This window comes from Myroides sp. N17-2, from assembly GCF_002286775.1.
GTDB lineage: Bacteria > Bacteroidota > Bacteroidia > Flavobacteriales > Flavobacteriaceae > Flavobacterium.
The window spans coordinates 122,565-147,885 of record NZ_NSGJ01000006.1 but is presented as its reverse complement, the minus strand read 5'-3'; the positions used below and the strand labels follow the sequence as shown (position 1 = coordinate 147,885).

Below are 25,321 nucleotides of genomic sequence, written 5' to 3'. Positions count from 1 at the left end.
CATTTAATGCCAAAATTAAAGCATTCAGGGCTCAATTTAGAGGAGTAAGAGATATTGACTTCTTCTTATACAGATTGACTAAACTTTATGCATAAACACAACTTTTGAGATTGATCCATTCTTTTTACCTTATTGCCTAACTCTAGAAAGCATCCAAAATAATATTTAAGAAATGAAATATATAGGATCAAGTTATACCAAATAAAAAAGCCAGTCTTACGACTGGCTTCTCTTGCGCTCCCTCTCTTGGGCTCGAACCAAGGACCCTCTGATTAACAGTCAGATGCTCTAACCAACTGAGCTAAGAAGGAAGATAATAAATTACCTTTATTGCATTGCAAATATAGGGCTTTTTGAATGATTTCAAACACTTTTCCCTTGTTTTTACTGAGCTTTTTGCTAATTAGTGACTATCGGATTTTAAACTTCCTCATAATCAGACAGAAGTAACTAAAAAATATTTTGCTTTTTTTGACTTACTTCATCTAAATAAGACTATCTCAAACAAATTTCTCCTAGATAAGGACACTTGGTTATAAACAAAACTACTTCAATCTACCTAAATAGAACTAACATTATTTGAAAGGGTAGAAAACTAAGTAACGGACATTACATATATTCAGAATACAAAAGCAAGATACATTGTTCTGAAAAATAGATGAGATGGGATAGCAATGTTCTAATTATACCAAATAAAAAAGCCAGTCTTACGACTGGCTTCTCTGATGCTCCCTCTCTTGGGCTCGAACCAAGGACCCTCTGATTAACAGTCAGATGCTCTAACCAACTGAGCTAAGAAGGAAGATAATAAATTACCTTTATTGCGGTGCAAATATAGTGTGTTTTTTAGTATCTGCAAACATTTGAATGAAAAAAAGTAAACTTTTTCACTCCTCACTTTTGAGTGTTGGGAGACCAAGCTTATAATGGTTTGCTATTAAGCGAATTACAAAAACAGATAAGGCACAAAAAATTTGAGTAAAAATAACTCCTACGTTAAAGAAATCGAATATGTAGTAGATCATTACCCCGAATATACATGTTAGCGCATACCATTCTTGCTTAAATATCGCCGGAATCTCATTAATCATAATATCTCTAATAATCCCTCCTACTACTCCAGTTATCGTAGCCATAATAACTACTACCCAAAAAGGATATCCTAATGTCATCGTCTTCTCTGTACCTACCACAACGAATAGTCCTAATCCGATACTATCAAACCACAAAAAGGTATTATTTAGATGGACTAACTGTTTCCTAAAAAGAATTACAAAAAACAGAGCAACAATGGTACACCATACATACACACTGTTTAGCATCCAAAAGGGGGTTACGCCTAATAACAGGTCACGTAATGTACCTCCTCCTGTGGCAGTAACAAATCCAACTACTAATGCTCCAAACCAATCTAAACTCTTGGCTGAAGCCATACGAATACCTGATATAGCGAAGGCACATGTACCAAAAAACTCTATAATATCTACAAAATGTATTGCAGTCCAAAACTCTATAAATTTGTCTAACATAGGACTAAACGAAAAAAAAGACCAACACTATTTAATAACAACTGATTTTTTATTGACAAAAGAGAGTAATCCCTCTAAAGCCATCTCTCTGCCAATACCAGAGAATTTATTTCCTCCGAAAGGTACTCTCGGATCAGAGATCACCATCTCGTTAATAAAGATAGCTCCTTCATCAAACTCATGAACTTTAGATTTAAGGAATTCTACATCTTTACTAAATATAGCAACTCCTAATCCGAATCTTGAATCATTACTCATCGCTATAGCGTCCTCAAAAGTCTCAAAACCTGAAATAACAGCTAATGGACCGAAAGTTTCTAACTTAAATGCAGGCATTTCATCTGTAACATTAGTAATTACTGTCGGCTCAAATTTAGCGCCATCTCGCTTACCACCAGTTAATATCTTCGCCCCCATCTTTACAGATTCCAACATAGTAGTCTCAAGCTCTATAGCAAGATCCTCTCTTGCCATTAAACCTATCCCAGTGTTATAATCCATTAAATCACCAAACTCAATCGCTTTAACGGCTTCTACGAACTTCTCTGTAAACTCTTCCTTAATACTATTCTGTATTAGAAATCTCTTCCCAGCAATACAACTCTGTCCTGTATTTTGAAACCTTGCATTTATAGCGATAGGAATAATACTATCTATATCTACGTCTTCTCTCACGATAAAGGCATTACTCCCACCAAGCTCTAATACAATAGGCTTAATTAATTCTCCTGCTTTTTTTCCAACAGAACTACCCGCAGCCTCACTTCCTGTCAACGATACACCCTTAATAATTGGTGATTCAATAATAGCATCCACTTCACTACCTGATACAGTAATACCAAAATACACTTGTTCAAATCCCTCTACATTAAAGCACTCTTCTAATGCTTTAGCACTTAATGGTACATTACTAGCATGCTTCACCACTACAGTATTCCCTGCTAACAATGCCGGTATTGCAAATCTAAATACTTGCCAAAAAGGGAAGTTCCAAGGCATCACCCCTAAAATCACACCTAGAGGATCATTCACAGTATATGTTTCCGTCCAATCTGTCTTGATCGTACGTCCTTTTAATAATTCAGCTCCATTCTCAATATAATAATCAATCAAGCGAGCACTCTTCTCAGCCTCAGCTACAGCCTGCTTAATGGGCTTATGCATATCTAGTGTCATACTCTTTCCATATTCCTCTACATTAGCTAATAACTTAGCTTTAACCTTCTCGAGATATGCTACTCTATCTGCGACACTGACCTTCTTCCATTTTAGATATACTTCATTTGCTTTGTCTAAAGTCTCTTTTACCATTGTGTTCATATACTGAATATTTACTTTTCTCTAAAATTAATAATTGTTTTGATTATCCTTACTGTTCTAGTTGATAAAATTTGATAACTCAAGTAAAATAACTAAATTAGTATCACATTAAAACGAAATGACCATGAAAAGAAATCAACTACTCTTTTTGCTTGGCATCGCTCTATTTGCCTTGTCATTTACACTCTTCTATCTAAATATAATCGGCGCACAATTTGCCTATTTTATTATATTAGTTTCTTTTGTAATGATAGTAAGCCCATTAGTTATCTATTTGTTCAATAAATTAAACTAAAGCCTTACTTTTGTAGCAAAACAACAAGCATGGATAAAAATGTAAAGTTATTGCTTTTAGGAGCATTCCTATTTATAATCACCATTATATTACGCAGTGTAGATTCTGTACCTAGTAGTGCAGTAATCGCATTAGCAGCCATATCGCTAATCATAGTGGTAGTGCCTTTATACAAACTAGTCTTTAAAAGACTTCGCAAATAAAAAAAAGTGGATCTGTGTCAAAAATTGAGAACTAAGCAAGTTATTTGAGACAAGAGCTCTTCAAGAGTGAGTCAAGAATTCCTCAGTAAAAAGGACTTATTGTGGAACAATGTTGTGGTAATGTTGAAGAAGTGTTGAAGGGGCTGTATAAAGGCCGCACAACCTTAATAATACCGCTAGTTTTATAAGTAAGCTATGCTTTACTCTTGAATTCAAGTCTTCAAGTCTTCATTTCCCTATTTCTTTTAAATAAGCATAATCTTTACACCAAATTTGGTAAACAAGACGGTACCCTTATTTTTGCGCACCATTTTACACTTCTATCAAAAAAGTCAGCTTATTGCTGACCTTTTTGGCTTTTATAAGGCTTTGTTAGTAGATAAGCAACAAAGCCAAAAGGAATAAATATAATAACGAGACACCAAACAAGTTTCTGTCCGATATCTAAACTTGACTTTCCTAAATGATATAGACTATAAAGCATAAGTCCTATCAAGAACAAAAGAAAAAATTGCCAAAAGGCAAGGAGACCACTTAATACCATAATTATAAAAGTAATAATAAGATAAAAAACCACTGTTTTAACCGACTGCAAGATATAAAAAAAGCCAGCTATACGCTGGCTTCTTTCTATAATAGAACTATTATTTCTTTAATTCTCTAGTTAGGTTTTCTAACATTACTTCTGTCATAGAAGTTAAGTCATACTTGTGCTTCCAACCCCAGTCTTGCTGTGCAGAAGTATCATCGATACTAGCTGGCCAGCTATCAGCGATAGCTTGTCTAAAGTCAGGGTTATATTCAATAGTAAAATCAGGAATGTGTTTAGTGATCTCAGCGGCAATCTCTTTTGGTGTAAAAGAAATACCACCTAAATTATAAGAAGAACGAATCTTAACATCCTCTTTCTTCGCTTGCATAATACCTACAGTAGCATTTAAAGCATCTTCCATATACATCATCGGAAGACCAGTTTCTTCAGATAAGAAACAGTCATAGTGCTTATCTTCGATTGCCTTATAGAATATATCTACTGCATAATCTGTAGTACCACCACCTGGAGGTGTAGTCCAAGAGATTAGACCAGGGTAACGAATACTTCTTACGTCCACTCCAAATTTGTTATGGTAATATTCACACCAGCGTTCTCCTGTTTGTTTAGAGATACCGTACACAGTACTAGGTTCCATAACAGTATATTGAGGTGTATTATTTCTAGGTGTCGTTGGTCCAAAAACTGCAATAGATGATGGCCAGAATACTTTTTTAATCTTTCCTTCTTTAGCAAGGTTCAATACGTGGAACAACGAATTCATATTAAGATCCCAAGCGAATGCAGGGTTTTTCTCAGCAGTTGCGGATAATAACGCAGCCATTAAATAAACCTCTTCTACTTGGTGTTTCTCGATTACTGCCGCAACAGCATCGAATTCCATAGCGTTTACTGTTTCAAAAGGACCTGAACTCATAAGAGCTTCATTCCCTTCTCTAATATCTGAAGCGATCACATTATCACTTCCATAAACTTCTCTTAATTTAAGCGTTAGCTCTGAACCTATCTGTCCGCAAGCTCCAATTATAAGGATTTTGGTTCCCATCGTTTGTGTATTTAAAAAGTACACAAATATAGTTTAACTACCATAACAAATCAATTTTACTGACCAACATTACTACAACTTTATAGGTTTTATAACAATCTGACAATGCAAGTGATATAAAATAGCATATAACTTTGTAAATTTGGCGCATAAAACTTTTGAAAGATGAAAAGCAACTCATATATAATCATACCTGTATTATTCTTAGTCTCTATCATGAGCTTCTCTTGTAAAGATGAAGAGAAGTTCGCTAAAGAACAAGAACTTAAAATAGCTCAACACAATGATAGTGTGTATGACTTCTTGACTAAGAACTGGAACTTGCGTTTCCCTTCTCTTACACCTGAACTAGATTCTATCCTTAAAGAGTGGAAACCTTGGCAAGAACTTGCCCAAGAGGTTAGATTAAAACCGGTATCGGCAATAGGTGAATTCCAAAAGAGATCAGCTAGATTATCAGAATTATTATCTTCTCTTAGCTATCAACAATATCCAAAAGAGTTAGATCTACCAGATATTAAAGCCAGAGTAGCACTACTTCAGACTTCTTTAAACAACCTAAATATGTTCTTAGAAGTTGAGCCTATCGATATAAAGAAACTTGATTACAATATAAAATACACCAACAGAGCTTTTAGATTGTTAACTGCTCAAATGGAAGAGACTATTAGAAAAGCGAGCGTTCCTAAAGAAGAAGGAGAAGCTGAATTAATAGAAGCGATAAGTGCTGAGAGATTAGCTAACCCTACAACAGAAAACCAGACGGAATAATGGACATTAAACAACGCTTTCAAGACTCTTCTAAAACCAAACAGCTTATTCAAGACTTACAGTCTCGAGGAAATAAGATATATCTAAAGGGATTAATAGGCTCTGCTATTTCGTTTCAAATAGAAAGCCTGTTTAGTCAATTAGATGCTCCATTCTTACTAATCTTTAATGATAAGGAAGAAGCAGCCTATTACTTAAACGACTTAGAGACATTAGTAAATAAGACCGATGTACTCTTCTATCCAGGTTCTTATAAAAGACCTTATCAAATAGAAGAAACAGACAACGCCAATGTCTTGCTACGTGCAGAGGTACTAAATAGAATCAGCTCTCGTAAGAAGCCTGCTATTATTGTATCTTATACTGAGGCTATATTTGAGAAAGTAGTCACTAAGAAAGTATTAGAAAAGAACACGCTAAAAGTACATCAAGGAGATAAGCTATCAATAGATTATGTCAATGAGGTACTATTCGAATACAACTTTAAACGAGTAGATTTCGTGGCTGAGCCAGGAGAGTTCTCTGTACGCGGTGGTATTATCGATGTATTCTCATTCTCTAATGACCATCCTTATCGCCTAGAGTTTTTTGGTGATGAGATAGATAGTATCCGTACTTTCGATGTAGAGACACAGCTATCTGTAGAAAAACAAAAGAAGATAACAATTATCCCCAATGTTGAGAATAAATTCTCAGCAGAGAATAGAGAAAGTTTCTTAGACTATATCTCTGAGAAGACTGTAGTTCTAACTCAGAATACAGCTCTGATCATAGACCAACTAGATAGACATTTTGAGAGAGCTACTACGACTTTTGAGAAACTCAATAAAGATTTAAAGCACAAAGAACCTAAAGATATGTTCTTAGATGGGCAGTCTTTTTTGCATAAATTAGAGTTGTTCACTCTGTTAGAATTAAACGACACGAAACTACTAGAGATCAACAAAACAGTAGAGTTTCACATAAAACCTCAACCTTCATTTAACAAGCAGTTCGATTTACTAGCGCGCAACTTAAATGAAAACACAGATAATGGGTTCTATAATTACTTATTCTGTTCTAATGAGAATCAAGCTAAGCGCTTTAGAGACATCTTCGAATCATTAAAAGAAGATGACAACCACAAAGTCGTTCAAGCGTTTAAAACAGTGGTAATGCCCATATTCGAGGGGTTTATCGATGAGGAGAAGCAACTAGTTTGTTATACAGATCATCAAATATTCGAACGTTACCACAAGTTTAGTATTAAGAATGGTTATACTAAAAAACAAACAATAACACTAAAAGAGCTTAACTCACTATCTGTAGGGGATTATGTCACACATATAGACCACGGTATAGGAAAGTTCGGAGGGTTGCAAAAAATACAAGTAGAAGGAAAGACACAAGAGGCAATCAAGTTAGTATATGCTGATAATGACATCGTCTATGTGAGTATACACTCTCTACATAAAATATCAAAATACACAGGTAAAGATGGCGCTGTACCTAAGATTCACAAATTGGGTTCTGCAGCTTGGAAGACCTTAAAGAATAAGACTAAGGCTCGTGTAAAACACATTGCCTTTAACCTGATACAGCTATATGCTAAACGCAGATTACAAAAAGGATTTCAATGTGCACCAGACAGTTATTTACAACATGAACTAGAAAGTTCTTTTATCTATGAGGACACTCCTGATCAGCTAAAAGCGACTCAAGAGGTCAAAGCAGATATGGAACTTGAGAGACCGATGGATCGTCTAGTTTGTGGTGATGTAGGTTTTGGGAAGACAGAGGTAGCGATTAGAGCAGCCTTTAAAATGGTTGATAATGGCAAACAGGTAGCGATATTAGTTCCTACGACTATCTTAGCGTTCCAACATTACCAAACTTTTAGTGAGCGTCTTAAGGATATGCCTGTGCGTGTATCTTATATCAATAGATTTAGAACTGCTAAGCAAAAAACAGAGATATTACAAGACTTAGAGGTAGGTAAAATAGATATCCTTATTGGTACACATCAGTTAGTAAATAAAGGAATTGTCTTTAAAGATTTAGGTTTATTAATAATAGATGAAGAACAAAAGTTCGGAGTAGCAGTAAAAGATAAGCTAAAGACTATCTCAGAAAATGTAGATACATTAACGCTGACAGCTACACCTATTCCACGTACGTTACAGTTCTCACTAATGGCAGCACGAGACTTATCTGTGATAAATACTCCACCCCCGAATAGATATCCGATAGAGACAAATGTAGTCGGATTTAATGAAGAGGTGATTAGAGATGCTGTGTCTTATGAGATAGAACGCGGTGGGCAAGTCTACTTTATAAATAATCGTATAGAGAATATCAGAGAAGTAGCAGGTATGATACAACGCCTAGTTCCCGATGCTAAAATAGGTATCGGACACGGCCAACTAGAAGGTAAAAAGTTGGAAGAGTTAATGCTTGCTTTTATGAATGGAGAGTTCGATGTATTAGTAGCGACTACCATTATCGAAAGTGGATTAGATGTACCTAATGCAAATACTATCTTGATAAACAATGCGAACAACTTCGGGCTATCTGATTTACACCAAATGAGAGGTCGTGTGGGACGAAGTAATAAGAAAGCATTCTGTTACTTTATCTGCCCTCCTTACTCTGTGATGACAGAAGAGGCACGTAAGAGGATACAAGCATTAGAACAGTTTAGTGACTTAGGTAGTGGACTTAATATCGCTATGAAAGATCTTGAGATTAGAGGAGCTGGTGATATTTTAGGAGGTGAACAAAGTGGTTTTATCAATGAAATAGGTTTTGAGACCTATCAGAAGATTATGCAAGAGGCTATTGAAGAACTAAAAGCGAACGAGTTTAAAGATCTGTATGAAGAAGAAAACAAGGAAGAAAATAAGGTGTTCGTCAAAGATACACAGATCGACACAGACTTCGAGATATTATTCCCTGATGAGTATATCAACAACATTACAGAGCGTCTTAACCTGTATAATGAGTTAAGTACAATAGATGATGAAGATGTATTACAAGAATATCAACAACGCTTAATAGACCGATTCGGAGCATTACCCCGTCAGGCTGTAGCATTATTAAATAGCTTGCGTATCAAATGGCACGCTGCTAATATGGGAATAGAAAAAGTAGTGATGAAACAAGGTAAAATGATTTGTTACTTCTTAGGAGACCAACAGTCAGACTACTATCAATCAGCTAAATTTAGAAAAGCACTTCTATTCATACAACAGAGATCTAATCTATGTGAGATGAAAGAAAAGCAAACTAAGAACGGCTTACGACTACTCCTTACATTCAAGAATGTAAAATCAATAAAACAAGGACTAGAGTTAATCGAATTACTTGATTCTTAGTATTACATAAAAGACAAAAGGCTTTACACGATGTGTAAAGCCTTTTTATCTTTTATTATATACCTAATTCTAGTACCCGAATAAGTCTTCTAGGCTAAGTTCTTTCACTTTACCCATTTTCTTAACCGCTTCCCAGTCTAAGTTTTCTTTCTTACCTAATAATCCTACGTTGAAAGTTTTACCTTTTACATATTGATTAAAGTAATTCACTAAGTCAGTCATCTGCATTTTCTCTACTTGGCTGTAGATATCTTTATTCATATCATAATCAATACCTTTTTCTTTTAAGCTTAACCAGTATGTAAAGATTTGTGCTTTAGTATAACGTTGTGTAGCAATATTCTTAAGAACAGTATTCTTAGCATTCTGGAATTGGCTTTCTCCTTGTGGCATATCATTCATAAGTCCCATCATGGCTTCTACAGCTTGAGGTAACTTATTTGCCTGAGTACCCACGTATGCCAATACATAGTTATATCTATCTGCCTTAGGAGCATTTAAATAATAAGCATAAGCTGAATACGCTAATGATTTAGACTCGCGAATTTCTTGGAATACAACAGAAGCCATACCTCCACCGAAATAGTTATTAAACACAGAACTAGTTGCTAATAAGTTTTTATCAAACTTACCTTCTCTTGCTCTATAAGTGATCTCTGCCTGAACCATATCATAAGGAGCAAAGTATAGTGTACCATCTGTAGCTGGTTCTGGATAAACCTTAGCTGTTGGTACTTTCTTACCTTTTCCTAAATTGTGATTCTCTACAATAGCTTTCTTCGCTTTCTCCTTATCATTACCATAATAGAAAACATCATTATTGTAATCAAAGAAGTTGTGAACTAAACCTACTAACTCAGTTGGTTTAATAGATTTTAATTCTTTCTCACTTAGAATATCTTTAAAGCGACTTAATTCTCCATTAGAAACGATGTAGCTATTAAGTGCTCTTTGGATTCCACCTTTACTTGATTTAGCATCTAGACGACCTTTCAAGATTTGATCAACCATATTCTCATATGCTTCTGTGTCAGCCTTAGCATCAGCAACTAAATGCTCTAATAACTTCACACCTGCAGGGATATTCTCTTTTAATCCTTTTACAGTGATATATGTCTTATCTGTACCTGTACTAATACTATAAGATACTCCTAATTTAAAGAACTCTTTCTTGATATCAGCAGCAGAATATTTACTAGTCCCTAGGTAATCTAAATAACTAATCGCAAGTGATAACTTATTATCATTATCAGATCCAACTTCAGTGATATACGTCACAGTAGCTAAATCATTAGTTGTATTTTTGATAGAATATAATTGGCTATTCCCCTTACCTATTTTCTCTTTTTGAATAGCTGTATTAAAGTCTACAAATACAGGAGCGATTTCTTTTACAGTAATACCTTTAAGGCGTTTGTAGAATTCTGATTCGCTATCTCTATTTAAATCAATAGGTGTAATACCTGGGTTTTCTACACGTACTAGGTCTTTATTCTCTCCTTGACGCTTATAGATAATTACATAGTTATCTTTATAATTAGCGTTAACAAAGTCTATTAGCTCTTGTTTGCTCACTTTAGACATACGCTCTAGGTCAGAAACTGATTGTTCCCAAGTACGTCCATGGATAAATGCTTGGTACATCTCTGTAGCCATTGCCTCATTGCTTTCTAAAGCTTCCATTGAACTCTTGCGGAACTCATTCACTACAGCTTCTAATAACCACTCATCAAACTCACCTTTTTTAAGCTTCTCTATCTGAGCTAGTAATAGGTCTTTCACTTCTTCTACAGTTTGTCCTTCATTAGGCATACCTGTAAGTTGGTGTACTGAGTAATCCTTCATTACCATAGGAGAACTCGCTGCATATAGTGCTTTTTGTTTTTGATTAACATCTAAGTCTATAATACCAGCTTGACCATTACTTAATAACATATCGATCAAGTTTAAGTAAACAGCATCCTTAGTCTGGATACCACCTAAACGGAAACCTATCTCTACACGCTCTGCTTGTGGGCTATAAATATCTTTAACTTGTATCTTCGTTAACGGTGCTTCTTTAGCAATATACTCAGCAGGTTGATTTGCTTTCTTCATTGCTCCGAAATAAGCATTAACAAGTTTAATAGTAGGTTCAAACTCAAGATCTCCTACTAATACTACAGCCATATTATTAGGCACATAATACTGGTTAAAGTAGTTGTTAATAGCTACCATTGAAGGGTTCTTAAGGTGATCTGAAGTACCTATCGTAGTTTGAGTTCCATAGTGAGAAGCAGGGAATAACAACTTCATCATTGCCTCGTGAGAAGCCCATGAATCATTATCTTGTCCCCTGTTGAACTCTTCATATACAGCCTCTAATTCAGTGTGAAATAAACGCAGTACCAATTCAGAGAAACGCTCGCTCTCGATTAATAAGAATTTTTCTAATTCATTAGATGGGATAGTATTCTGATAAACAGTCTCGTCAAACCAAGTATGTGCATTTGTACCCGTTGCTCCGATAGAAGCTACAGACTTGTCATACTCATTTGCTACTGCGTACTGTGATGCAGTCTTAGAGATTTCATCTATCTTCTTATAGATAGCTTTCTTTTTCTCTACGTCTTTCTCTGCTTTATGTTGCTCATATAAGTCAGAGATTTGTTTAATAAGTTCTTGCTCTTTAGCCCAGTTTATAGTACCTAATTTAGAAGTCCCTTTAAACACCATGTGCTCAAGATAGTGAGCTAATCCAGTACTGTCTTCAGGGTCATTATTAGATCCTGTACGAACTGGTATATACGTTTGTATACGTGGTTCGTCATGATTCTGTGCTAAATACACTTTTAGGCCATTCCCTAAAGTATACACTCTAGCTTTAGCTGGGTCATTCTCTACATACTCGTATGAGAACCCATTAGCATCTTTTTTAGTTACTGTTTTATACTGCGCATGCATTGAAGCACTTACAGCAAATACAAAACCAAAAAGTAGGTATCTTTTTTTCATCGATAGGTGTTTTTGTGTCTATGTTCCAAATCTATAAAATATATTTCATACTCCTTTATTAAAATTCAATCTAAATTATGTAGCAGTATACTTATTTGATAAGAAACAAAAAAAGTCGCCTACATCATGTAAGCGACTTTTGATATTTTATTGAATAATAACTATTTTACTTCTACTGCCTCGTGTATAGGAGTACCAATGTTTCCATTAGGAACTTCTATTTTCAATATTTCAGCGATAGTTGGTGCTATATCTGTCATATGTGTCTCACGTGTAGTTTTTCCTGGTTTAACACCCCATCCCATAAATACTGCTGGAATATGTGCGTCATATGATCCCCAAGTACCATGAGTAGTTCCTTTGCTATCTTTCTTACCACTATACCATTGTGGTTCTAAGATATACTGAATAACTCCACTTCTCTTGATATTATATCCGTTGACAATACGCTCACGGATTTTAGCAGGGATAGCAGCTGTAGCAGCATTATCCATATCTGTAACGAACGCAATACCTTCAAGTTTTTTCATCTCTCTTACGATGTACTCTCTGATATCATCTTCTTCTAAATCTTTCTCTTCAATTAAAGTATTATTTAAATGAACTTGGTAATTAGTAAGACTCTTAATGATTTCTTTTTGACCAAACTTCTTCTCTAACTTATCATTCAACACTGTCTTTGCTTCTGCAGTATTAAAGTATCCTGCGTTACCTTTAATATCTTGGAAATATTTAGGGTTATGTGCCGCTCCATGGTCAGCTGTCAAGAATAAAGTATAGTTTCCTTTTCCTACTTTCTTATCTAAATAGCTTAAAAACTCTCCTAAATCAGCATCTAATCTTAAGTAAGTATCTTCTACTTCAATAGAATTAATTGCAAATTGGTGTCCTACATAATCAGTAGAAGATAAACTAACTGCTAAGAAGTCTGTTACTCCTGCAGGGTTAGCTCCTAAGTCTTCACTGTCTATAGCTGCCTTAGCGAAATCAAGTGTCAATGAGTTACCAAATGGTGTTGCTTTTATCAAATCATAACCATTGTCTTTCTTTAACTTCATTAAGTCACGTGGAAACACAGGCTTATCTTCTCCTTTAAATGGCTCTTCATATACATTATCATCTGCTATACTCAATACATATGATTTGATAGGATATAGTGTGCTCCATCCTTTCTTAAAGTATTTATCAGCAAGTTTCTCTTTATTAAAAGACTTTACCCATTTAGGCAAATCCTTCATATAATATGTACTTGTAATCCAATCTCCAGTAGTACCATCTAACCAATAAGCTGCATTAGCAAAGTGTCCTGCTGGAAGTATCCCTCCTCTGTCTTTAATAGCAATACCTACAACTTTCGATTGGAAGTTAGTCGCTAATCTCAATTGATCAGTTACTGTAGATACCAATAGATTCTTAGGAGATTGCATTCCTATCTTACCTGCTCCTCCGCCTACTCCTACTACGCTGTCATCTTGCGTACAGTACATGCTCTCTCCTGTAGCTTGCATAATAAAGTCATTCCCTGCAATACCGTGTATCGCTGGCACACTACCTGTATAGATAGTACTATGCCCTATAGCTGTATATGTTGGAACATAGTCAATATATGTATTCTCACTAGAAAATCCTTCGTTTAATAAACGTTTAAATCCATTATCTGAATAACGATCATAGTATTTATATAAGTAATCCCATCTCATCTGGTCAACTACTACTCCTACTACTAGTTTTGGTTTCGGTAATGTTCCACTTGCCATTGCTGACACTGATAACATACAGCCTACTGCTGCAAATAAGGTTGTTTTGATTCTCATCTCTTTAATTAAGGTTAGTATATGTTCTTATAAGGTCTTCGTTTACAAAACTATTAAACTCAAAGACTTTATGAACATAAAATCGTCAAAAAACTTCAATATTAACATTCTAACCCAAAACTAGTGCTAACCAAAGACTACAAAGCAATTCTACTTCATAGTTCTTTCATTACCTCTAAAAACATACTCTAGTATGCTTGTGTCACTAATTCAGACCTATCTTGTATAATTACTTTTCGTTTATCTGTTTATTACTAGTTCTAGGTTAAAGTATTCCTAGTCAAAAATAGTATAACAAGTTAATGTGTAGATTAACTGAGTGTTATTAATAACTAGTGTTTCTAAAAATGCAAAAGACCGTTCAAATTGAACGGTCTTATTGCTAACTAATCTTCTGTTTTAATAATAAATAGTTTATTTAAAATCATTTTCTTTATTAGGAATTTTCCAAGTCCACTTTGCTGCTGTTTCATCCGGTTTTAGTGTTTTTGCTAGTTCCTTTGGATAATTACCTCCTTCGGAAGCTAATTTACGAACGATAGAGCGATTCCAACGTTTCATATCGAACCAATCAAGACCTTCTCCCCAAAATTCAATACCACGATACTTAACAATTTCTTCAAACAATGCATTTCCTGTTTTAGTACAAGTATATTTTGAATCTCTTCCTGATTTAGCAATAACTTCCTCTAATAATTGAGCAGCTTCTCCATCTTTACCTAAGAAATGTTTTGCTTCTGCTTCTATAAAATACATCTCAGAAGCTCTAAAGTGATTCATATTACCAACTCCAGGAAGGTCATTCGCTTTAAACTTAAATTGCATATATGCAGCAACAAGAGCATCTTTTTGTAAAGCTGGGAATTTAACTCTAGCATCAACATCTAAAGGTGATTTAGCTACAGCTACGCCAGTTTCATTATTATATGTCTTAACATCGTATCCACTTGGGTTTAAGAATAAGTCCCGTCTAATATCTGATACAGGTATAGTTTCGTATAATTCTTTTGCCATGCGCTTAGGATAGTTACGAACCGATCCCGCATTTGAATTATATGCTAAATAAGAGTAATAAGAGTAATAATGTAATTGCTCATCTGAAGCTCCAAAACTACCCCAAATCCACTCATTATTAGGATTAGCAAAACCATTTTTATAATCAGATACTGACATTAATGCATAATTTTTTCTTGCCAACTCAGCTTCCTTTTCCGCTACAGAATAATCTTGACGAGTAACGGCTGTACGAGCATAAATAGCGTGTGCTACAGATTCATCCATGTAGTAAAACTTACCTGCAGGACGCGTATAACTAGCTTCCTTAAATAATGTAATTGCCTCGTCTAAATCTTTATATACTTGATCATAAACTTCTTTTAGTGTAGAGGTTGAAAGATCTTTAGGATCTTTAATACTTAACCTCAAAACAACTGATTTTGTAGTACCTCCATTTGAGTCAACCCAACGATTACCATAAAGTTGATTTAACATCAAATAACCATATGCACGATATGAAAGAGCTTGAGCTCTTAGATATTTTTTTTCAGACAAAGGTCCTTCAGCATTATCGATATAAGCTAAAATATCATTCGCATTACCAATTAATTTATAATAATAATACCAAGGATAATAGTCATAAATAGAGTCAACACTATCATAAAACGATCCGTTAATTAAATTTGCCCATCCTGGCAAATTAACTCTAAAATTTTGACCAGAATACTCACCATAATACATTTTAATAGTTCCTTCTCCGTTAAATCCTTGCTCTCCCAAATGTTGCATTGTCATAGTCTTAGCGAGACCATTAACAGCCATTTTAATATTTTCAGTTGTCTTGTACAAAGTTTCTGGTGAAGTAGAATCTGTAGGATTGGTATTCAAATAATCACTACTACAAGAACCTAAAGCTAATACTGAAGCTAAGGCTAAATATTTTATATATCTATATTTCATTTTTATAAACTTTTAATTAAAACCCAACATTAATACCAAAAATAATTGTTCTAGGCGGCACATATGCATTATACATAATACCAGTAAAACTTTGTTGAGGATTCATTCCTCTTAATTTTGTAAAAGTATATAAATTCTCAATACCTAAATTCATACTAATTGAACTAACATCTAATTTTCTAGTCAAATCAGAAGGGAAATCGTAATTCAAATTAATACTCTTAACTGTTAAATAAGACCCATCTTTTAAAAATCTATTACTTGTCGAAGTTGTATATGTACTTCTAGCAAAATCTATAACTGGAATTCCATTTGGATCAATACGATTTGGAGAATTAGCTGTCATACCTTCTGGTACACCATTCCAAGCATTTAACAAATCTGTGTGTAGTGTTTTAGGAGAAGTAGCTGAAGGTGACATTAACCCAACATAAGAGTAATCTAATACTTTACCTCCTATTCTATACGTGAACAAAGCTCCTAAACTAAAGTTCTTATATGATACATTTGTAGAGAAACTTCCTTCCATTTTAGGAATAGCTGATCCAGACCAATCTTTTCTACCATATGTAGTATATGTAGTATATTCTTGACCATTAATATTCACTAAGTAATCTGTTGGTAATAATGTTTTTCCCGTTTGAGCATTACTAGCACTTGTATAATACTTATCATAATCTATCTCATATAGGGCATTCCCTGTCATCTGATCTACACCCACAAATTGATACATATAAAAGTCGTAAATACTACGTCCTTCCATACGTTTCATAGTACCTGAAATAATACCTTTCTCTCTATTTTCTGCTGGCAATTCAGTTATCTTGTTCTTTAACCAAGTAGCATTAGCAGAAACATTCCATTTCCAATCTTGATTTTTGATAACATCTACTGACACACTCAATTCAATACCTCTATTTGAGATTGAACCTACATTACTTGTAATAACACTTTCTGCTTTACTAGTAGTAGTTGCACCATATGACAAAGGCATATTTAAATCAAACAATAGATTTTGAGAACTCTTATCAAAATACTCAATAGTAAAATTAGCTCTTTTGAATACATTTGCATCTAAACCTATATTAAATGAAGATGAAGTTTCCCATTGTAAATCAGGATTACCTGCTTGTGATTTATATATAGCAGTTTCTCCTCCATTTTTACTAATACTATAAAGGTCTTGATAAGCATATGTTGACGCTCCTCTATCATTACCTACTTCTCCATAAGAAACTCTAAGTTTAGCATAATCTATCTCTTTTATTTTAAAGAACTCTTCATTAGTAAGAACCCAACTTCCACCTACTGACCAGAAATTACCCCATCTATTATCTTTTTGAAATTTAGATGAACCATCTCTTCTAAATGACCCTTCTATAAAATACTTATTAGCATAGTTATACTTTGCTCTAGATAAATATCCCTCTGTACGATACATTGTCTCATAATCATATAAATTACTTGTATTATTAAAGTTAATTAGATGATCCATTCCTGCGAAAGTCTGAGTTGTCTTCATTCCATATAAATAATTTCTCTCAGTACTATAATTTTCATGACCTAATAATACTTCTAATGCATGGTCTCCAAAAGATTTATTCCAATTCAATAATTGTTGGGCTGTATAAGTTTTCCATCTATAAGTATCTCTTCTTGATCTACCTTGGTTACCTTTTCCATCTCCAACAATTGCATTATCATATTTTCTTGACTCTTCATTTCTTAAATTCATATCACCTCTTAATGTGAATGTAAAATCATCTAAGAACTTAATGTCTGCAAAAAAAGATCCATTAACTGTAGTATTTATTGTTTTTTGGCTATTTAATTCATTCTCCCAAATTACATGACGTCCTATATATTGTTTACGTGTTGTATCTCCATTGTCATAAATCATATTACCCAATTCATCGTAAACATATTCACCCGTTTTTCTATCATGTAAATGCACAGGATAAATTGGAGCAATATTTCGAGCAAACATAAATGGGTTTGTATAAGAAGCATCAGCATCTGGATCAGCATTTACACCACGCGATTCCGATTGCGTTGCAGAAATATTACCTCCTACCTTTAACCATTCTTTAACTTGATAATCCGCATTAACTCTTCCTGTAAAACGTTTGAAATCTGAACTTTTAAAATAACTATCATTATTTAATAATCCAGCAGAAAAATATGCTCCTCCTTTTTCATTAGACACACGTCCATTCATATTAACATCACTGTAGTATCCAGTTCTCTCAACAGGTTTATACCAATCTAAATCTCCTAAATAACCTTGTAATATTTCAGCATTAGGGTCTAATTTACCATTAACAAACAATTGATTATCAGGTCTATTAAAAATATTTAACCCTAAGTAATTAGGTATCAACTTTTCATTAGCTATAGCACTTGCTTGTTCCATAGTTGTTTTAGAGTCCATCAAACTGTTTCTATATCCAGTCCAAGAAGTATTCATAAAATCAGTAATACCCATTGTATCATACTCCTTAGTAGCTCTATTATAAAGACCATTTTTAACACTTACATTAAATTGTCCTTTTCCTTTTCCTTTTTTAGTTGTAATTAAAATAACTCCATTCGAAGCTCTACTTCCATATAGTGTAGAAGATGATGCATCTTTTAAGACTGACATATTTTCAATATCACTAGGATTAATATCTGAAATATTACCGTTATACGGCGCACCATCTAATACAATTAAAGGTCTATTTGCATCTTGTGATCTCAAAGAAGTAAATCCACGAATACGGATATCTGGCTCAGAACCAGGTTGTCCTGAAGAATTATTAACACTAATACCTGCTGCTGCACCTTCTAAAGCTCCTAAAGCATTTGTTGATGGTCGTTTTGCAATTGCGTCAGATCCAACCTGTACTACAGCTCCTGTTATAGCTTCTTTACTTGAAGTACCATAAGCAACAACTACAACATCATCTAATACTTGGCCATCTTCTTTCAATCTTACATCATAGTGTGTCTTAGACGTAATTCTAATTTTTTGTGTCTCATAAAACACATAAGAAACAACAAGAACATCTCCCTCTCCAGCACTAATAGTAAAAATACCATTATCATCAGCACTAGTACCAAAATCTGTTCCTTCTAAAACGATAGTTGCTCCTATCAGAGGTAAACCTTCTGTGTCTTTAACACTTCCAGTAATTGTTTTTTTTGCCTGAGCAAAAACTACACTTGTTAACACAAGCATAGAAAACGTTAAGTAAAGCTTTAATTTCATAAACATCCTTTTAAGATTATTTTATCATTGCCAAAAATAGACAAAAAACAATACGAAAAAACACATTGAATAATAAAATTCAAATAATAGTCACAAATAGTCATTTTTAAACCTCAAACACACCACAATTATCAACTATTTTAACCTAAAAAAACACTTTAAATAATAACAAAAACAAGAATATCAAAATTAAATTGTACAAAAAATTACTTTTATTAAACAAACCTTAATAATGCATTAACATAAAAAATTTAACTGATTGTAATTAGCATTAGAACTTCTATCACCTTCTAACTTTATCCCTTATCTTTACTTTATAAACAATACACAACAAGAATATGAAACCTTTTAAAGTAGTTGCTTTTGATGCAGATGATACCCTATGGGTGAATGAACCTTACTTTAATGATGCAGAGAAACAATTCTGCGTCTTAATGGAGGATTACCTAACTCACCAAAGTATCTCACAGATATTATTCAAAACTCAAATAGATAACCTACCTCTTTATGGATATGGGATTAAAGGCTTTACCTTGTCTATGGTAGAAGCTGCAGAAGTCATATCTAAAGGCACTGTAAGTCACAAGGTAATTTCTAGAATTATCTCTATTGGGAAAGATCTATTAACCAAACCTGTTGAACTAATAGATGAAGTAGAAGATGTTCTTAAAGAACTTAAAGGAAAATATAAACTTGTAGTTGCTACTAAGGGTGATCTTAAAGATCAACACAGAAAACTTCACAAATCTGGCTTAGGATCTTACTTTCATCACATCGAAGTAATGACTGATAAAGAAGAACTAGACTATCAGAAGCTTCTAGGGCGCCTTGATATCAAACCTGAAGAGTTTATCATGATAGGTAACTCACTAAGATCTGATGTGCTTCCTGTACTAGAATTAGGAGGGCACGCAGTACACGTACCTTTTCACACGACTTGGCTGCACGAGCATATAGATCACGAGATTGTACATCCTAACTTCACTGCTATTACTAAGCTTTCAGAAATAAGAAATATACTATTATAACGAAAAGAGGCTGTCTTATCAGACAGCCTCTTTTCTCTTACACTTATAAAATAATCTATTCACTTAGAATCTATATCCCACGAAGACATTAAAGCTTTGGTTATATATTTTTAAGTCATTCCCGCCTGCATTCTCTTCTAACCCAAATGTATTAGAGTTGTCAAAAATACTAGCAAACCCTCTGCTATAACTTGCTCCTACTAAGAACCCACAGTCAAACTGATACTCTGCACCAGCTACTATCCCATAGTCCATCTTTTGTAAGTACTGTCCATCTTCTTGGTCATCATCAATGCTACCGAAGATACCGTGATCCTTATACTTATTGCCCTCTTCATCTACAGCTGTAAGTGAAGAATACACTAACATATTCACATACGGACCTACATATACTTGTAGTCCGCCAGTCTTAAACACTGCACTGATAGGATTAAGACGAATACTATTCATCTGTAGTTTAGCATCTAGTGTAACACCGTCTTCTAACTCTCTATCAAAACGACCTCCATACTGCTGGTAAAACAACTCGTGTTTTAAACCGAAGTGTTTACTTAAACTATTATCTACGCTCACCCCTACGAAGAAGTTATTGCGTTTACTTACTTTCCCATCTATCGCTAGATACTCTAGGTCATCACCTTTAAGCGTAGACTGTATCCAACCTCCTTTTACACTAAAAGTAGTATTTCCTTTTAAATCGTGATTGATATCTTGTGCTAATGCAGTACCACATACTGCTATCACAGAACAAACACTTAATATTAAGTTTCTCATACTTCTATTTCTTAAAAATCAATATCCCAAATACCCACTGCATTCTCTAACTCTACTAACGATGATGCATAACCAAATAAAGTCTCTGCATATGCCTGTTGTGTTTCGTTATAAGTACGTTGAGCATCTAATACTTCTAATAAACTACTAGCTCCTCTTTGGTAACTATACTTAATTCCCTCAAACACTTGTTTTGCTTCGTCTAACATCCCTTTCTCAAATCGATTAATTTGCTTCTGTTTCGTTAGATAGTTTCTATATGCTTGGGTAATCTCTTTCTCTAACTCTAACTCTATTAAGTCATACTCTAAGTGAGCTTGGCGCTCTTCATAAAGAGCAGTTTTAAGTCCTGCTTCTTTTCTATTAGAAAACTTAAGAGGCACAGAGAATCCTGCTTTCACCACAGTATTCCCAGGTGTTGGAGCGATGGCATTCTTTACGAATGAATTGTTCTCTACTCCGAAATTAAGTCCTAAGTCGATAACGCGCTCTGCCTTAGCTAAAGTCACTTGCTTACTAGCCACTACTTTATTCTGCCTAGCCACTAAGAAGTCAGCTCTATTATTTTGTGCTGTAGTGATTAACTCTTCTAGATTAAACAATCTATCAAACTTATTAAACTCTCCTTTTGGCAAATAGATAGTATCATTGCGTTGTGTACTGATAACATTTCTAATCTCTATCAAGCTGTTTTCCCATTCATCATCCGCATCCTGAAGCTCATTATACATAGACTTCGCTTCTAAGTTACTCTGTATAGCATCTACTTTGCTAATCTGACCTAGATTGTATCGAATGCTATCAGACTTCGCTACTTGTCTCATAGATTCATAAGAATCTTTGTGTATCTCATATAACATCTTATTTTGCATTGACTCTAAAAACAAAATAGTCGACTCTGCACGTAGCGTTTGGAAGAACTCTTGAAGCTCTAACTCAGCTAGCACTTTTTGATCTGCTGCTAAGTTCTTTCTAGCTTTACGCTTTCCTCCTAATTCTAGATCCCACGATAACTCCGCCTCAAAACCATACCCCATCTGCATACGCTTCTGTTGATTATCAAACCAACCAAAACTAAGCTCTGGATCAGGGAATACTTTAGCAGCCTGTACCTCAGCCTCAGCTATATCTATATTGTATTTTGCGGCAGCATAACCTAAGTTATTCATTGACATCTTATGAAGAAATTCTTTATATGTCAACACCGTTTTACCATCAACTTCTTCTGTATGGAGCTGTGCGAACACCACCCCATTACAGAATACAGTTAATAATCCTACTAGTATATATTTTTTAATAACATTCATACCTAATACTAATTTTCTTCGTCCGTTTCACTCTTTACAAAATCGTTGTCACTACCCCACTTGCGTTCTACCATATAATATAAAGCAGGCAATACAAATAGTGTTAGTACAGTCGCAAATAACAGTCCATATACAATAACTGTTGCTAATGGTCTCTGAACATCAGAACCTATTCCAGTCGCTAATGACGCAGGGAATAAACCTAACACAGCCACTGTTGCAGTCATTAATACGGGTCTAAATCGCTGTTCTGCTCCTGTAAGCACGGCATCTTTAAGCGCTGTGCCCTTTCGGCGGAGATCATTGATATGGGATATCATAATCACCCCATTCTGTATCGCAACTCCAAATAAGGCTATAAACCCTACTGCAGAAGAAACGTTTAATGACATTCCTCTAATATTCAAGGCTAACATACCTCCGAATAACGCTAAGGGAACAACGATCATCAATAATCCAGCTTGTCTAAACTGTCCGAATGCACCATATAATAACACAAACATTAAACACAATGTCAATGGTACAATAACTGCTAGACGACTATACGCTCTATTCTGATTCTCAAACTGCCCACCCCATTCGATGTGAAACTTCTCGTGATCGTAAGTGATATTACTCTCTATCTTTTGTTGTGCTTCTTTTAATAATGACGCTAAGTCTCTATTACGCACATTTAATTTCACAGTTAGGTGACGTCTGTTCATCTCACGAGTGATAGTACTCTCACCTGTACTGGTCTTCACATCAGCTACCTGAGATAATGGAATCTTAGCACCTGTACTAGAAGTCAACATTAAGTTAGCTATCTTCTCAGGGGTATTTCTACTCTCTTCTGTATATCTAGCACTGATATCATATACTTTATTACCTATGAATATCTGTGAGATAGCCTTACCTCCGATTGCTACTTCGATAAGCTCTGCTACGTCAGATACGTTTAGTCCATATTGGGCTATCTTATCTCTATTCGCGTGTATCTGTAACTGTGGTAATGGTGGCTCTTGATCTATCGCTAAATCCACTGCTCCATCTACTGTACGCAGTGTACCTAATACTTCATTAGCTATACGTCTAGTCTCGTGAAAATCTTCACCATACACTTTAACTACTAGCTCACTATGTGCACCAGATATCTTATCCATAACCCCATCAATCATCGGCTGTGCAAATCCTACTGTAAACCCTGGTATAGATTCATATTCTGCAGCCAACTCTTCGATTAAGTCATCTTTAGTCTTACCTCTAGGCCATTCTTTATATGGCTTAATACCTACCGAACATTCGAAATGTGATGGAGTGAATGGGTCAGTACCATCGTCATTACGACCTGACTGAACCATAATATAAGTTACCTCATCATACTTCATTGTTCTAGCACGTAGCGTATCACTCATCTCTTTTGATTTCTCTAGTGATATACCAGGAGGAAGCGTCACTTGAAGCCAGATAGAACCTTCATCTAATGGGGGTAAGAAGTCTTTACCTACCTTCATTGACAATCCTACTGTTATCGCTAAGACCACTAAAAGTGGAATGAATACTTGCTTTGGTTTATTAACTATTTTGATAATTCTGTTGTGATACAGACTCGTTAGTTTCTCTAACCACTTGTTGTGATATATCTTTCTAGGTTTTCTATACACTGCATACGCAAGACCTGGTATCAATATCAAGGCTACTAATAATGCACCTATCAAAGCATATCCTACTGTAAATGCCATCGGTGTAAACAACTTCTTCTCTACACGTTCAAATGCAAATAAGGGTAAGTAAGCTGTAATGATAATCAAGGTCGCAAAGAAGATAGGTTTTGCTACCTCTTTCGTTCTTTGTGCGATAGACTTTTCTTTTAATTCTTCCTCTGGATTATCCTCCCTCTTCTTTAGTATGGACTCCATCATCACAATGGCTCCATCCACGATAATACCGAAATCTATTGCTCCTAATGAAAGTAAGTTAGCTGGTATATCTGTAAAATGCATCATAATAAATGCAAACAATAACGAGATAGGAATAGTAATAGCAACTAACAACGCACCTCTCCAGTTACCTAAGAATACAATTAATACAATGATTACTAAACTAATCCCTTCTATTAACGTCCACGATACAGTATGTAAAGTCGTGTCTACTAAATCTGTTCGGTCTAAGAATGTATGTATCCTAACTCCTTCTGGCAATATACCATTGTTTAATTCGTCTACATACTTGTGAATCTTCTCTAATACTACAGATGGATTCTCGTGTTTTAATAACAAAACAATTCCTTCTATACTATCAGAATAATCTCTTTCTCTATCTGTAAACCCTAGAACACCTTTGCGCTCTACGTTACCATACTTTAATCGACCTAAATCATTTAAAAATACTGGTATCCCATCCTCTGCTTTCACAACGATCTTACCTAGATCTTCAAGGTCTTTAATCAACCCGATACCTCTCACTACATAACCTAAGTCTCCTCTAGTAAGAACGCTCCCTCCAGCATTAACGTTATTCTCTTCTATAGTCTCTGTCACATCACTAAGTGACAGTCCATATTGTTCTAATTTATGTGGATCTAACTCGATTTGAAACTGAGTAGTAATCCCACCGAAGTTAGTCACCTCAGCTACCCCTGGCACTTGATTAAGCTTAGGAATTATCACGAAGTTCTGTAAGTCTGTTAGTTCACGTAGACTGTATCCGTCCCCCTCTATGATATATCTGTACACCTCTCCGATAGGCGAAGTCAGCGGATCTAACTCTGGTGCTGCATCGTACGGTAACTCAACATCGTTTAATCGCTCTTGGATTCGTTGACGAGCGAAGTAGTCATCTACTCCATCAGCGAACACGATAGTGATCATAGACAGTCCGAATGTACTGTTGCTACGCATTACGTGCATACCCGGCATTCCATTTAAGGCACGCTCTATAGGTATGGTAATCTGTAATTCTATTTCTTCTGCTGCCAATCCTGGCACTTGTGTTACTACCTGTGAAGTAACGTCTGCTATATCTGGATAAGCTTCTATAGATAATTGTTTCCAAGAATAATAACCAAATATACATAGCAAAGCGAACAACGATGCTACAAGCCATCTTTTATGGATAGCTGTATCTATTATACCTTTCTTCATTATATTG

Annotated in this window: 15 protein-coding genes, 2 tRNA genes and 1 pseudogene; 5 read left to right on the top strand and 13 right to left on the bottom strand. The window is 34.9% G+C overall.

All coding sequences use genetic code 11. From position 1 onward, the window contains the following. A pseudogene (locus CF599_RS19785) lies at positions 1-95 on the top strand (transposase); the annotation flags it as partial. Positions 96-237: 142 nt separating this feature from the next. On the opposite strand, the gene CF599_RS04600 reads toward CF599_RS19785, so the two are convergent. The 4 genes from CF599_RS04600 to CF599_RS04585 form a co-directional block, all read right to left on the bottom strand. Continuing rightward, positions 238-311, bottom strand: a tRNA-Asn gene (locus CF599_RS04600). 417 nt (positions 312-728) lie between these two features. Further along, positions 729-802, bottom strand: a tRNA-Asn gene (locus tag CF599_RS04595). An 85-nt stretch (positions 803-887) separates the two neighbouring features. After that, entirely contained in the window at positions 888-1,529 is a 642-nt protein-coding gene (locus CF599_RS04590; protein WP_121964864.1) for a trimeric intracellular cation channel family protein, read from the bottom strand. Positions 1,530-1,556: 27 nt separating this feature from the next. Further along, a complete protein-coding gene (locus CF599_RS04585; protein ID WP_371514453.1) occupies positions 1,557-2,840 on the bottom strand; it encodes an aldehyde dehydrogenase family protein in 1,284 nt (427 codons plus the stop codon). 333 nt (positions 2,841-3,173) lie between these two features. Here CF599_RS04585 and CF599_RS19635 point away from each other — a divergent pair, with 333 nt between their 5' ends. Then, positions 3,174-3,347, top strand: a complete 174-nt coding sequence (locus tag CF599_RS19635; RefSeq protein ID WP_173835513.1) for a hypothetical protein — start codon at positions 3,174-3,176, stop codon at positions 3,345-3,347. A gap of 337 nt (positions 3,348-3,684) precedes the next feature. Here the strand turns inward: CF599_RS19635 and CF599_RS04580 are convergent, their stop codons facing one another. Then, entirely contained in the window at positions 3,685-3,831 is a 147-nt protein-coding gene (locus CF599_RS04580) for a PLD nuclease N-terminal domain-containing protein (RefSeq protein ID WP_254050238.1), read from the bottom strand. Positions 3,832-3,991: 160 nt separating this feature from the next. Then, positions 3,992-4,945: an NAD-dependent epimerase/dehydratase family protein gene (locus CF599_RS04575; protein WP_121964861.1), complete on the bottom strand. Its 954-nt coding sequence runs from the start codon at positions 4,943-4,945 to the stop codon at positions 3,992-3,994. A 165-nt stretch (positions 4,946-5,110) separates the two neighbouring features. On the opposite strand from CF599_RS04575, the gene CF599_RS04570 reads away from it, so the two are divergent. After that, positions 5,111-5,716 carry a hypothetical protein gene (locus CF599_RS04570; protein WP_121964860.1) on the top strand — a complete coding sequence of 202 codons (606 nt, stop codon included), beginning with the start codon at positions 5,111-5,113 and terminating at the stop codon, positions 5,714-5,716. Continuing rightward, a complete protein-coding gene (gene mfd, locus CF599_RS04565) occupies positions 5,716-9,069 on the top strand; it encodes a transcription-repair coupling factor (RefSeq protein ID WP_121964859.1) in 3,354 nt (1,117 codons plus the stop codon). The genes CF599_RS04570 and mfd overlap by 1 nt, the downstream gene beginning before the upstream one ends. A 69-nt stretch (positions 9,070-9,138) precedes the next feature. On the opposite strand, the gene CF599_RS04560 is transcribed toward mfd, so the two are convergent. The 4 genes from CF599_RS04560 to CF599_RS04545 form a co-directional block, all read right to left on the bottom strand. Further along, positions 9,139-12,063: a pitrilysin family protein gene (locus CF599_RS04560; protein ID WP_121964858.1), complete on the bottom strand. Its 2,925-nt coding sequence runs from the start codon at positions 12,061-12,063 to the stop codon at positions 9,139-9,141. A 161-nt stretch (positions 12,064-12,224) separates the two neighbouring features. Then, complete coding sequence (gene pafA / locus CF599_RS04555) at positions 12,225-13,877, bottom strand: alkaline phosphatase PafA (RefSeq protein WP_121964857.1); 1,653 nt, start codon at positions 13,875-13,877, stop codon at positions 12,225-12,227. A 414-nt stretch (positions 13,878-14,291) separates the two neighbouring features. Next, entirely contained in the window at positions 14,292-15,833 is a 1,542-nt protein-coding gene (locus CF599_RS04550) for a RagB/SusD family nutrient uptake outer membrane protein (protein WP_121964856.1), read from the bottom strand. Between the two features lie 16 nt (positions 15,834-15,849). After that, complete coding sequence (locus CF599_RS04545; protein ID WP_121964873.1) at positions 15,850-19,083, bottom strand: SusC/RagA family TonB-linked outer membrane protein; 3,234 nt, start codon at positions 19,081-19,083, stop codon at positions 15,850-15,852. A gap of 338 nt (positions 19,084-19,421) precedes the next feature. On the opposite strand from CF599_RS04545, the gene CF599_RS04540 reads away from it, so the two are divergent. Beyond that, positions 19,422-20,111: an HAD family hydrolase gene (locus CF599_RS04540; RefSeq protein ID WP_121964855.1), complete on the top strand. Its 690-nt coding sequence runs from the start codon at positions 19,422-19,424 to the stop codon at positions 20,109-20,111. 63 nt (positions 20,112-20,174) lie between these two features. On the opposite strand, the gene CF599_RS04535 is transcribed toward CF599_RS04540, so the two are convergent. The 3 genes from CF599_RS04535 to CF599_RS04525 are packed head-to-tail and all read right to left on the bottom strand — an operon-like array spanning position 20,175 to position 25,314. Next, positions 20,175-20,885: a porin family protein gene (locus CF599_RS04535; protein ID WP_121964854.1), complete on the bottom strand. Its 711-nt coding sequence runs from the start codon at positions 20,883-20,885 to the stop codon at positions 20,175-20,177. 11 nt (positions 20,886-20,896) lie between these two features. After that, positions 20,897-22,192: a TolC family protein gene (locus CF599_RS04530; RefSeq protein ID WP_121964853.1), complete on the bottom strand. Its 1,296-nt coding sequence runs from the start codon at positions 22,190-22,192 to the stop codon at positions 20,897-20,899. 8 nt (positions 22,193-22,200) lie between these two features. Further along, positions 22,201-25,314 (bottom strand): efflux RND transporter permease subunit, encoded by a 3,114-nt coding sequence (locus CF599_RS04525; protein WP_121964852.1) that lies wholly within the window; start codon positions 25,312-25,314, stop codon positions 22,201-22,203. Positions 25,315-25,321: the final 7 nt, after the last annotated feature.

Excerpts from the sequence above, each read along its gene's own strand:
- CF599_RS04590 (WP_121964864.1), bottom strand. The coding sequence starts at position 1,529 with ATGTTAGACAAATTTATAGAGTTTTGGACTGCAATACATTTTGTAGAT.
- CF599_RS04585 (WP_371514453.1), bottom strand. The coding sequence starts at position 2,840 with ATGGTAAAAGAGACTTTAGACAAAGCAAATGAAGTATATCTAAAATGG.
- CF599_RS19635 (WP_173835513.1), top strand. The coding sequence starts at position 3,174 with ATGGATAAAAATGTAAAGTTATTGCTTTTAGGAGCATTCCTATTTATA.
- CF599_RS04580 (WP_254050238.1), bottom strand. The coding sequence starts at position 3,831 with ATGCTTTATAGTCTATATCATTTAGGAAAGTCAAGTTTAGATATCGGA.
- CF599_RS04575 (WP_121964861.1), bottom strand. The coding sequence starts at position 4,945 with ATGGGAACCAAAATCCTTATAATTGGAGCTTGCGGACAGATAGGTTCA.
- CF599_RS04570 (WP_121964860.1), top strand. The coding sequence starts at position 5,111 with ATGAAAAGCAACTCATATATAATCATACCTGTATTATTCTTAGTCTCT.
- mfd (WP_121964859.1), top strand. The coding sequence starts at position 5,716 with ATGGACATTAAACAACGCTTTCAAGACTCTTCTAAAACCAAACAGCTT.
- CF599_RS04560 (WP_121964858.1), bottom strand. The coding sequence starts at position 12,063 with ATGAAAAAAAGATACCTACTTTTTGGTTTTGTATTTGCTGTAAGTGCT.
- pafA (WP_121964857.1), bottom strand. The coding sequence starts at position 13,877 with ATGAGAATCAAAACAACCTTATTTGCAGCAGTAGGCTGTATGTTATCA.
- CF599_RS04550 (WP_121964856.1), bottom strand. The coding sequence starts at position 15,833 with ATGAAATATAGATATATAAAATATTTAGCCTTAGCTTCAGTATTAGCT.
- CF599_RS04545 (WP_121964873.1), bottom strand. The coding sequence starts at position 19,083 with ATGAAATTAAAGCTTTACTTAACGTTTTCTATGCTTGTGTTAACAAGT.
- CF599_RS04540 (WP_121964855.1), top strand. The coding sequence starts at position 19,422 with ATGAAACCTTTTAAAGTAGTTGCTTTTGATGCAGATGATACCCTATGG.
- CF599_RS04535 (WP_121964854.1), bottom strand. The coding sequence starts at position 20,885 with ATGAGAAACTTAATATTAAGTGTTTGTTCTGTGATAGCAGTATGTGGT.
- CF599_RS04530 (WP_121964853.1), bottom strand. The coding sequence starts at position 22,192 with ATGAATGTTATTAAAAAATATATACTAGTAGGATTATTAACTGTATTC.
- CF599_RS04525 (WP_121964852.1), bottom strand. The coding sequence starts at position 25,314 with ATGAAGAAAGGTATAATAGATACAGCTATCCATAAAAGATGGCTTGTA.